General features: G+C 81.7%; 1 protein-coding gene. It reads right to left on the reverse strand.

The window, feature by feature from the left end; translation table 11 throughout:
- Positions 1 to 1,030, reverse strand: a 1,030-nt coding sequence (locus NON00_RS24555) for a tetratricopeptide repeat protein (protein ID WP_256025429.1), incomplete at both ends; no start/stop codon positions are given.

Genomic DNA, 1,030 nt, shown 5'->3' on the forward strand with positions numbered 1-1,030 from the left:
TCGGCGGCCTGCACCGCCTCGGCGAGGCGGCCCTGGCGCTGCAGCGCCTCGGCCAGCCCGGCCAGCAGCTCGGGCGCCTCCGGGCGGCGGGCCAGGGCGGCGCGGAAATGCGGCTCGGCCCCGGCGGCATCGCCCCGGCGCAGCAGCAGCCCGGCCAGCAGGGCCTCGGCCTGGGCGCGCTCGGGACCGTCACGCCGCAGGGCGCGGCGCAGCAGGGCCTCGGCCTGCTCCGGCAGGCCGCGCTGGATCAGGGCGCGGGCCTGCTCCGGCTCCGGCGTGGCGGTGGCGCCCTCCAGCGCGCGGCCCCAGCGGGAATGGCCTTGGGCGCGGCCCTGCTCCGGGTCACGCGCCACGGCCTCGGCCAGGGCGCGGCGGGCCTCGGCGGCGCGGCCCTGGCGCAGCCGGGCGAGGCCCAGCCCGCCCAGCGCCTCGGCATCGCCCGGGCTGGCGGCCAGCACGGCCTCGAAATCCCGCGCCGCATCGGCGAGGCGGCCGCCATTGAGCGCGGCGAAGCCGCGCATGCGCAGCGCCCCGGCGCCGGCCTGCCGCGCCTCGCCCAGGCGCTGGCGCAGCGCCTCATCCTGCGGGAAGGCGGCCAGATAGGCTTCCAGATCGGCGATCGCCGGCGCGCCGTCGAGCAGCGCCTGCCGCCACGCGGCGGCGGCGGGGCCGCCTTCCGGCTGGCGGGCCAGGGCCTGGAGGCGGCGCAGCCCCTCATCGCGCGAGGCGGGGCGCAGCGTCAGGATGCGCGCCAGCAGCAGCGCCGGGCGGAGATCGCCGGGGCGGGCCTCGGCGGCCATGCGCTCCACCGCGTCGCGCGCCTCGGGCTGGCCCTCGGGGGTGGCGGCCAGCGTCTCATAGTATTCGGAGGCGAAGGCCGCCGGCGGCACGGGGCCGCCGAACAGGGCGCGGTAGCGCGCCACGGCCTCCGCCGCCTGCCCCTGGGTGGCGAGGCGGCGCGCCTCGGCCAGGGCGGCGGGGTCGAGCTGCGCGCCGCGCACCGCCAGCACGGCGGCGGGGAGGCGCGGAT

This window comes from Roseomonas sp. GC11, assembly GCF_024437745.1.
Lineage (GTDB): Bacteria > Pseudomonadota > Alphaproteobacteria > Acetobacterales > Acetobacteraceae > Pseudoroseomonas.